The sequence below is a fragment of the Streptomyces sp. NPDC002156 genome, from assembly GCF_053593675.1.
Window position 1 is genome coordinate 1 of the sequence record NZ_JBSFDA010000265.1, and the last position, 8,890, is coordinate 8,890.

An 8,890-nucleotide genomic window follows, 5' to 3' on the forward strand; every position below is an offset into this window, starting at 1 on the left:
CCCTTCTGCACCCACGAAGGCAGCGGGCTCGCTGGTAGTGAGCGGGACATCGTAAAGCTGTGCCCTGGCGCGCAACTGCGTGACGGCCTGGCCGTTCGCGGACCCGGGGCGCAGGACTCGCGTGGGGAGGTGGCATCGTGGGTCCAGGAGTCGGGACTGTCGGCCTGAGGCCCGCTCGCCAAGTGTCGCGCCGTCGTGGCCGGTGGCTGTTCAGGATCGGGCTGGTCGCGGTGATGTTGGCCTTGATGCTGTTCGCGATGGCCCATCAGTGGACTGGGGACCTGTACCACGAGTTGATCGGTGTTGTGCTCTTTGCCGGGGTCCTCATCCACAACGCCATCCATCTGAGTTGGTATGCCAGGCTTCCACGCAACGCCCGCAATCGGCGTCATCGGCTCACCATCCTGGTCAACGTCCTGCTGCTGATCAGCATGACCGTCCTGCTGGGCAGCAGCCTGGTCGTCTCACGGGAGGTCTTCGCATTCCTGGGCCTGTCGGGCGGCGCGACCGGCCGACAGATCCACATCCTCGCGGCGACAGCGACGTTGATCCTGGTGGCCATCCATCTTGGGCTGTACTGGCAGACGGTGATGGGGGTGGCCCGATCCATGGTCGGGCGTCTTGCGTCCTCCCGCGCCGCCCTGGTGGCCCTGCGCATCCTGGTGGTCGTGGCCGTCGCCTACGGAGTGAAGGCGTCCTTCGACCTCGACGTCGGTACCAAGCTGGTCGGCTACTACTCGTTCGGCTACTGGGACTTCGAGAACGACACAGTGGGGTTCTTCGCCGGCTATGCCTCGATCGTCGCCATGTACGCCGCGCTCGCCCACTACCTGCGCCGCTGGGGCGCCAGACGGCGGGCCCAGCCAAGTCATCGGTGACGTCGCGTAAGGCGCAGGGGAGAGAGGTCAGTTCTTCACCGTGACGGAGCCCCGCCCGCGTTCTGCTGCGGCAAGTCGCCGACGCGCACCACCCGCTGGACATGGTCCGGGCCAACGGCGGCTACATCGGCAGCCTCGTCCGTACTTGCCTGGCCGCGCTCGCACTGGCCGCTGCGATCGTCAAGCGCAGTACGACCAAGAAGGGTTCGTGGTGCTGCCCAAGCCGTGGATCGACGAGCGGTTCTCCGCCCACGTGGGTCACGTCCGCTGGAGTGGTGCATCGACGGCCACTCGGCAGGGATCTACTCGCGGGCCTTGGCTGGGTCTGGGATGCCAACGATATGAAGGGCGCCGCCGGCCCGAGCGTGATGTACACCGCCGGGTGCTCCTCCGGAACGACGGGCGCGAAGGGACGGAACAGCTCGTGGACCTTCACCGTCGCGTTCAGCCGGTCAACGACTCCCTCGCTCAGCGGTTACCGATCGGCCGCCGTCCAGAGATCTTTAATGGCTGGGGTTACGGCGATGGGAGGTCGAGCCCGGTCTTGGCGATGAGGCCCTCAACGAGGCGGGGCCGGTACTGCATCCGCTTCAGTCGCGTCTTCACCACAGTGGTGAGCTGGTCGAGGCTGTGCTTTGTGAGGTTGGCCAGCGACCTCTTCAGGAGCGACCACACGCCCTCCACCGGGTTGAACTCTGGTGCGTACGGCGGTAGCTGGTTGAGCCGCTCCGGGATCGGTGGAGGCTCTATGTGTTGACTCCAGCCGCCGGTTGGGGCTGGTGTTGAGCGTAGTAGTTGGTCTCGTGCTCGTGGGGCGGGATGTTTCCGACCGCTGTGTGGAGGCGGTGGTTGTTGAACCAGTCGACCCATTCCGCGGTGGCGAGTTCGACGTCGGGGAGGCCGTGCCAGGGCTTGCGGGGCTTGATCAGCTCCGTTTTGTAGAGGTCGATCTGGGATTCCATGAGCGCGTTGTCCAGGGCGTCGCCGACGGTGCCGATCGAGGCGTCGATGCCGGCGTCGAGGAGGTGCGCGGTGAACGCGAACGACGTGTATTGACTGCCCGCATCCGAATGATGAATGAGCCCTGGTCCGGCGGGAGTTCCTGCGCGGTCGCGGTGCCACAGGGCCATGTCGAGGGCGTCGAGGACGGAGCTTGGCCCGTTTGCTGGTGGCGGCGGACCAGCCCACGATCGTGCGGGAGAAGACGTCGACGACGAACGCAACGTAGACGATCCCGGACCAGGCGGAGACATAGGTGAAGTCCGCAACCCACCGCTCGTTCGGACGCGACGCGGTGAAGTCGCGTCCAAGCAGGTCACCAGCCCTGTCCTGGCCGTCGTCCCGGATGGTGGTGCGGATCTTCTTCCCGCGTCGGGCGCCCTCCAGGCCCAGGTCGCGCATCAGCCGGGCGACCGTGCAGCGGGCCACTGGTATGCCTTCGCGGTGCAGCTGGCGCCAGACTTTTCGGACCCATAGACGCTGAAGTTGTCCGCGTGGACGCGGCTGATCTGTGTCTTCAGCTCGTCGTCGCGGACCGACCGGGTGCTGGGGGTGCGGTTCTTGGCGGCGTAGTAGGTGCTCGTCGCGATCTTCAGTCCATAGCTGGTCAGGACTCTGCAGATCGGCTCGACTCCGAACACCTGACGGTGTGCGTCGATGAACGCTACGAGCGCTTCGACGGCCGGTCGAGCTCGGCGATGCTCCTATGTCAAGCAGCCAGGCTGATGGGCGTTGGGGTTTGTGGGCTGAGGGGTTGGTCGAGGTCGGCTTGGTCGGCGAGCAAGGCGCGGTAGACACGGTCGGAGATACGGCGCCGCAGCAGTCGCAGGGCCTCCGTCTTGGTCTTGCCGACGGTGAGTTGTTTGGCGAAGTAGGTGGCGTCTTCACCGTCGCCTCGCACTTGAGTCACAGCGATCATGTGGAGAGCGTGATTGACAGTGCGATTGCCGCCCCGGTGGAGCCGGACTCGGACCTTGTTGCCTGACCAGACGGGGATCGGGGCAGTGCCGTTGAACCGGGCGAAGGCGGCCTTGGAGACGAACCGAGTGGCGTCGGCGGCCTCGCCGATGATGACCGCGGCGCCCAGAACGCCGCAGCCGGGGATTGCCAGCAGATGCGGTGCGCGGGCGGTGACCAGACGACGGATCTGACTCTCCAGCACGTTGATACGTTCCGAGAGACGGCGGCAGTCCGCGACCAGTTCGGCGGCGATGGCAGCGAGTGTCCCGCGATGCTGGATCAGGGCGTGGGCCAGCTGGTCCAAGACGCACAGGCGGCGCAGGCCACGAGAGGCGACGGCCAGCTCGGGGTCGAGCTCGTGCAGGAACCAGCGCAGCTTGTTGCCGATCGCGGTGCGCTGAGCGACCAGGGTGCGCCGGTGGTCGACCAGCAGTTTGATGTCCCGGCTCGGCCCGTCCAGGCACGCTTTGGGCAGGTCGGGTTCACGCAGAGCGACCCGGGCCACCGCCTCGGCGTCGATCGGGTCGGACTTCCCGCGCTCGCGGGCCGAGCGTCGTGCGCCGGCCATCAGACGGGTGTGCACCCGCACCACAGCGTGTCCACTGTTGAGCAGGTCGGCCTCGAACCGGCGGGTCAAATGGCGGCAGTCCTCGACTGCTACCAGCACCGGACCGAAGCCGTGCAGCCAAGCCAGCGCCTTGAGATGGCCGGCGGGTCTGGCGGCGACGGTCAGTTCCGCCAGCCTCTTTCCCAGCGGATCGACCGCCACCAGCGTGTGCGTGTTCTTGTGCCCGTCTATCCCGACGACGATCAACGCGCCTCCCTGCGACGATGCCGGACACGAACCGAATCGTCCGGCGCCGGGGGCACGCCTCAATCGGGCCAGCGGCACGCTCCTATCAAGCCACACCGCACCGGACGGCCTACGACCGGCGAGCGGCACATCGCCGACAAGCCACCGCCTCGCGGGGCAGCGAAGAAACGAGCCAGCCCACCGGTCGACAGGATCCTGCCACCAGAGAGCGGCACATCAAGGACCAACCACCAAGGGCGGTTTCGGCCCGTGCCACCCGCCGATCGCCAACAGCCTGACATTGACGCGAAGAAAGCGGACGCCGCCTTCAAGATCTCGTTGGCCCGCCGCAGCTCGGCGTTCTCGGCCTTGAGCCGCTTGATCTCCGCGGCCTCCTCGGACGTGACGCCGGGCCGCTGGCCGCCGTCGACTTCGGTCTTGCGGACTCAGGTCCGCACCGTCTCGGCCGCGCCGATGCCCAGCTTGGCTGCGACTGCTTTCATTGCGGCCCACTCGGTGGGGTAGTTCGGGCGGATCTCCGCGACCATGCGCACCGCACGCTCACGATGCTCGGGCGGGTAGGGGGACGGACGTGCCATGACTCGGTCCTCTCAGGGAATCGAGCCTCCATCAGACCCGGAGCGCTTCAGTGTTTTTTTGGTTTTGTGGTGTCGGTGGTGGTGTTAGGTGGTTGTTGTGGGTGTGTGTGAGGTTTGTGAGGAATTGTTCGGTGTGTTGGAGGGTGGTGGGGGTGGTGCCGCTGGAGGCGATGAATCCGTCGGGGCGTAGGAGGAGGAATCCTGGGCGGTGGTGGTTGATGTGTTCGTGGGTGAGGAGGTGGGGTAGTCGGTGGGCGGTGGTGGCGGCTGCGTGGTGGATGGGGTGGGTTGTGGTGCCTGTGGTCAGGAGCCGGAAGGTGGTGTGGTGTGGGGTGTTGCGGGTGGGGGTGGTGGCCCAGTGCGGTGCGCGTGAGCCGGGGGGTGGGAGTGTGCGGGTTTTTTTCCGGGGGTTGCGGGGTTTTCGTTCCTGGGGGGTGATGAGGCCTTCGGGGTAGCGGACCTGCCAGCCGGCCAGGAGGGGGACCAGGTGGCGCCGGAGGATTCCGGATGCTTCCAGGAAGTGCCAGGCGGCGTTGCGGAGGCGTGCTTGGGCTGGTTTGAGGGTGAACATTCGGGTGAATCCGCGGGTGTTGCGGACGGTGAGTTCGGCGGCGTAGCGGCGTTCGGTCTCGTAGGTGTCGAGGATTGCGGGGGTGAACCGGCCCTGGATCACGCCTGCGAGTTTCCAGGTGAGGTTGTGGACGTCCTGGAGGCCGAGGTTGAGGCCCTGGCCGCCGATCGGTGAGTGGGTGTGGGCGGCGTCGCCGACGAGGAAGCAGCGGTCCTGGCGCAGGTGTGTCGCGATCCGTTCCTGGCTGGCGAAGGTTTTGATCTCGTGGAGGTCTCGTACCTGTGCTCCGGCCGGTCCGCGCTGGTGGAGGAGTGACTGGACGGTCTGTGGTGTCAGTGGTGTGTTGGGTGGTACGGGGGTGCCGAGGCGGGTGATGCCGCCTGCCAGTGGGGCGTAGACCATGGGTCCTGTGGAGCGCAGGAAGTAGTGGACGGCGCCGCGCCTGGCGTCGCCGCCGTCGATGTGGCCCTCGGCGGCGAGGTAGAGCGTCGGCAGCGTGACGCCCGGGAAGTCGATGCCGAGCTGTTCCCGGACGGTGCTGGCGATGCCGTCGGCGGCTATCAGCCAGTCCGTCTCGATCAGTTCGGTGGTGCCGCCGGGTCCCTGGGCCTTCACGCTCACGCAGTCCTCGCCGTGCGATACGTCGGTGACCTGCATGGAGCGTTCCACCCGGCCGCCCAGTTTTTCCAGCATGCCTTCGAGCAGTGCGCTGGTCTGTTCCTGGGGCAGCAGCAGTGCTTCGTTGTCCTGGCCGATGTCGTTGTGGAGGGTCCGGCCGCCGTCGAGGTGGTAGTGGAGGGAGCGGAGGGTGACGCCGCTGGCCCGGGCCTGGTCCAGGACGCCGAGGCCGCGCAGCACCTCGAGTCCCAGGGGCCACAGGAGGATGGCGCGTGAGCCTTTGTTCGGTTCCGGTTCGCTCTCCAGGAGCCGGACGGAGACGCCGAGCCGCAGGAGCTCGCAGGCGGCGGCCAGGCCGCAGGTGCCGCCGCCGACGATCAGTACGGAGGGCCGTGGGGGCACGTCGTTCGTGTCGTGGGTGTCGTGGGTGTCGTGGGTGTCGTGGGTGTCGTGGGTGTCGGGTATGTCACTCATGGGTTTGACTCCGCGTTGCGTCGAGCCAGTCGTGGATGGACCGGGCTGTGGTGGCGGCGTGTGCCTCGATGACGGAGAAGTGGTCGCCGGGGATGTCCGTGCCTGCGCGCAGCAGCAGTGTGCGGGCCTTGACGGGCGGGGGTGTCATGTCCGTCAGCAGTCTCAGATAGGCGCCCATCGCGGTGAGGCGGTCGTCGTCCAGGACCAGGCCCGCTTCGTCGGTGCCGTTCAGCTTGCCCAGGCGGTCCAGGAGCTGCGGTATCAGCTGGACCAGCAGGTGGCGGCTGAGCGGCGAGGTGTCGATCGCTGCCACGGCCGCCGGGCCTTGGCCCGTGTCTTCCAGTCGTGCGGCCACCGCCTGGGCCAGCAGGCCGCCCGAGGAGTAGCCGACGAGCGCGTAGGGGCGGCCGCCGCAGTGGCGGCGTATCGTGACGGCCGCCGCGTCGAGCAGGGCGTCGAGGGTGGCGGGCAGTGCCTCGCCCGGCAGGTAGCCGGGCAGGGGCAGGGCCCACACGTCGCGCTCGCCGGCGAAGTGGGCGGCGAAGCGCGCGAACTGGTGGGGCCCTGAGGATGCGAGCACGGTCGGCAGGCAGAACAGGGCGGGGCCGCCCGGGCCCTCGGCCAGCCGCACCGGCTGCGGCATGGTGGTGGGCAGCGTCGGCCGGAAGCGGGCGGCGTCGCCCAGCAGGTCGGTGAACTCCACCGTCGTTCCGGTGTCGAGGGCCTGTGGGAACAGGGCGGCGAGTCCGTGAGGGCCGGACGGCGGGCGGGGCGGCGCTGTCGCCGCCTGGGCGCTCTGGGGGAGCTGCGTGCACAGGTGCTGGGCGATCGCTTCCGCGCTGCCGTTGCGGAACACGGCGTCGGGCGGCAGGAGCAGACCGGTCGCCGTGGCGAGCCGGTTGCGCAGTTCCAGCGTTGTCAGCGAGTCCATGCCGAGTTCCAGCAGCCCTCGCCTGGGGTCGACGGCCTGGCCGGAGGTGTGCCCGAGTACGGCTGCCGCCTGCGCACGCACCAGGTCGAGCAACGCCGGTTCCCGCTCGGCGGCCGGCAGCGCGGCCAGCCGTTGCGGCGTCGTTGCGGCGCCGTGCGCGGTCTTGGCCCCGTTGGCTCCGTTGGTCCCGGCTGCCGTGTGCTGCCGCAGCCGTGCCGCTTGGGGGATCGTCTCCAGCAGTGGGCTGGGCCGGGTCGCGGTGTAGCGGTGCAGGAAGCGTTCCCAGTCCACGTCCGCGACGACCAGTGCCGAATCCTGGCGTTCGACGGCCTCCTGGAGTGCCAGCAGGGCAAGGCCGGGGTCGAGTCCCGGGAGCCCGCGCTGGGTGAGACGTTGCCTGCGCGAGTTTTCGAACGCGGCTTCCTCGGCGTCGCGTCCGGCGTGTGTCCACGCGGTCCAGCCCAGCGAGGTGGCGGGCAGTCCCAGCGCGCGGCGGTGTGCGGCGAGCGCGTCGAGGTGGGCGTTGGCGGCGGCGTAGGGTCCGAGGCCGACGCCGCCGCCGAGGGAGGCGGTGAAGGAGGAGAAGAGGACGAACGCCGCGAGGTCGTGGTCCTTCGTCAGTTCGTGCAGGTGGCGTGCGGTGGTCGCCTTGGCTGCCAGTACCGCCTGCAGGCGTTCGGGGGTGAATGTCTCGATGGGTCCCTCGTCCAGCAGTTCGTCGGTGTGGACGACGGCGGTCAGCGGTGCGTCGGCGGGGATCGCGTCCAGCAGGCGGGCCAGTGTCTCGCGGTCGGCGGGGGCGCACTGGGCGAGGGTGATGTCGGCGCCGAGACCGGAGAGTTCGGCGGGGGTGGGGAGTCCGGCCGCGGGGGTGGTGGTGAGCAGGAGGAGGTGTTGGGCGCCGTTCTCGGCCAGCCAGCGGGCGACGGCGAGGGCGGTGGGGCTGGTGGCGCCGGTGACGAGCACGGTGCCGTGGGGCCGGAACGTCGCCGCGGCGGGGCGGTCGGGCGGCGGGGCGGGCACGAGGCGGCAGGCGAAGGTGCCCGCGCCGCGCACCGCCAGCTGGTCCTCATCGCCCCGGCCGCCCAGGATGCGGGGCAGCGCGGCCAGTTCGTCCGGTGTGCTCGGCGTCGCCGGGATGTCGATCAGCCCGCCCCAGCTGTCGGGGTATTCGAGCGCGGCGACCCGGCCCAGCCCCCACAGCTCGGCCCGTTCGGGGTGCCGGATCGGGTCGGAGTCACCGGTGGAGACCGCTGCCCGGGTCAGGAACCAGGTCCGCCCGCCGAGCCGCGCGTCGGCGAGTGCCTGGAGGAGTACCAGGCAGGACTCGGTGTCGGTGAGCAGGGAGAGTGTCCCGGCGGGCTGGGACTGGCCGGCCCCTTCGCGCAGGGCCGCCGCGAGCTCGTCCCGCTTGCCGCGGGCGCGGACGCGCACGACGCGGGCGCCGGCCTGTTCCACCGCGCTCAGCACGGCGTTCTCCGCCTCCCCGCCGCCGTCCGGGGGCAGCACCGCCAGCCACGCCCCGCGGAGCGCGGTCTCGGGCAGGGTGACGGGCCGCCAGTCGAGGCGGTAACGCCAGGACTCCGCGCGCGATCGGGTGCGGCGCTCGCGGCGCCAGGCGGCGAGCGCGGGAACGAGGTCCGCCAGCGTCGCGTCGTCGCGGGTGCCGAGCATCCCGGCCACCTGGTCGGGCGCGCCTTCCTCGACCGTCTGCCAGAACCGCGCCTCCGTCGTGTCGGCCGGGGCGGCGGCGGGCCCGGGGGCGGTGGTGCTGATCCAGTAGGTGCGGTGCTGGAAGGGGTAGGTGGGCAGGTCGGCGGTCGGTCCGTCCTGGGGGGTGGGGGTGACGGGGTGTCCGAGGGTCCAGGCGCGGGCCAGCCCGGTCAGGAAGCGGGCGGCGGTGCCGTCGTCGCGGTGCAGGCTGGTGAGGATGCGCGCGGCCGCGTCGGTGTCGCCGAGGTGCGGGGCGAGGACGGGGTGGGCGCTGGTTTCGATGAAGGTGTGGTGTCCGTCGGCGATGAGGGTGTTGATGGTCTGGTGGAAGGCGACGGGTTGGTGGCAGTTGTC

The 8,890-nt window shown here is 69.6% G+C and carries 7 protein-coding genes and 3 pseudogenes; 1 reads left to right on the forward strand and 9 read right to left on the reverse strand.

Features of this window, described 5'->3' with window-relative positions; genetic code table 11:
- Positions 1-182: 182 nt before the first annotated feature.
- Positions 183-878 carry a DUF4405 domain-containing protein gene (locus tag ACWCRB_RS47205; RefSeq protein ID WP_451001974.1) on the forward strand — a complete coding sequence of 232 codons (696 nt, stop codon included), beginning with the start codon at positions 183-185 and terminating at the stop codon, positions 876-878.
- A gap of 121 nt (positions 879-999) precedes the next feature.
- Here the strand turns inward: ACWCRB_RS47205 and ACWCRB_RS47210 are convergent, their stop codons facing one another.
- The 9 genes and pseudogenes from ACWCRB_RS47210 to ACWCRB_RS47250 all read right to left on the reverse strand — a co-directional run.
- Complete coding sequence (locus ACWCRB_RS47210; protein WP_451001980.1) at positions 1,000-1,350, reverse strand: carbamoyltransferase C-terminal domain-containing protein; 351 nt, start codon at positions 1,348-1,350, stop codon at positions 1,000-1,002.
- A 44-nt stretch (positions 1,351-1,394) separates the two neighbouring features.
- Positions 1,395-1,595, reverse strand: a pseudogene (locus tag ACWCRB_RS47215) (transposase); the annotation flags it as partial.
- 29 nt (positions 1,596-1,624) lie between these two features.
- Positions 1,625-2,008: an integrase core domain-containing protein gene (locus ACWCRB_RS47220; protein ID WP_451001975.1), complete on the reverse strand. Its 384-nt coding sequence runs from the start codon at positions 2,006-2,008 to the stop codon at positions 1,625-1,627.
- Between the two features lie 37 nt (positions 2,009-2,045).
- A pseudogene (locus ACWCRB_RS47225) lies at positions 2,046-2,306 on the reverse strand (DDE-type integrase/transposase/recombinase); the annotation flags it as partial.
- Positions 2,279-2,518: a hypothetical protein gene (locus ACWCRB_RS47230; RefSeq protein ID WP_451001976.1), complete on the reverse strand. Its 240-nt coding sequence runs from the start codon at positions 2,516-2,518 to the stop codon at positions 2,279-2,281. The pseudogene ACWCRB_RS47225 and the gene ACWCRB_RS47230, both read right to left, overlap by 28 nt.
- A gap of 68 nt (positions 2,519-2,586) precedes the next feature.
- Positions 2,587-3,651, reverse strand: coding sequence for an IS110 family transposase (locus ACWCRB_RS47235; protein WP_451001977.1), 1,065 nt, complete (start codon positions 3,649-3,651; stop codon positions 2,587-2,589).
- A 290-nt stretch (positions 3,652-3,941) separates the two neighbouring features.
- Positions 3,942-4,229: pseudogene (locus tag ACWCRB_RS47240) on the reverse strand (transposase); the annotation flags it as partial.
- A 31-nt stretch (positions 4,230-4,260) separates the two neighbouring features.
- A complete protein-coding gene (locus tag ACWCRB_RS47245; RefSeq protein WP_451001978.1) occupies positions 4,261-5,892 on the reverse strand; it encodes an FAD-dependent oxidoreductase in 1,632 nt (543 codons plus the stop codon).
- The coding region (locus ACWCRB_RS47250) for an alpha/beta fold hydrolase (protein ID WP_451001979.1) at positions 5,885-8,890 on the reverse strand (3,006 nt) is incomplete at its 5' end. The genes ACWCRB_RS47250 and ACWCRB_RS47245, both read right to left, overlap by 8 nt.

Excerpts from the sequence above, each read along its gene's own strand:
- ACWCRB_RS47245 (WP_451001978.1), bottom strand. The coding sequence starts at position 5,892 with ATGAGTGACATACCCGACACCCACGACACCCACGACACCCACGACACC.
- ACWCRB_RS47220 (WP_451001975.1), bottom strand. The coding sequence starts at position 2,008 with ATGGCCCTGTGGCACCGCGACCGCGCAGGAACTCCCGCCGGACCAGGG.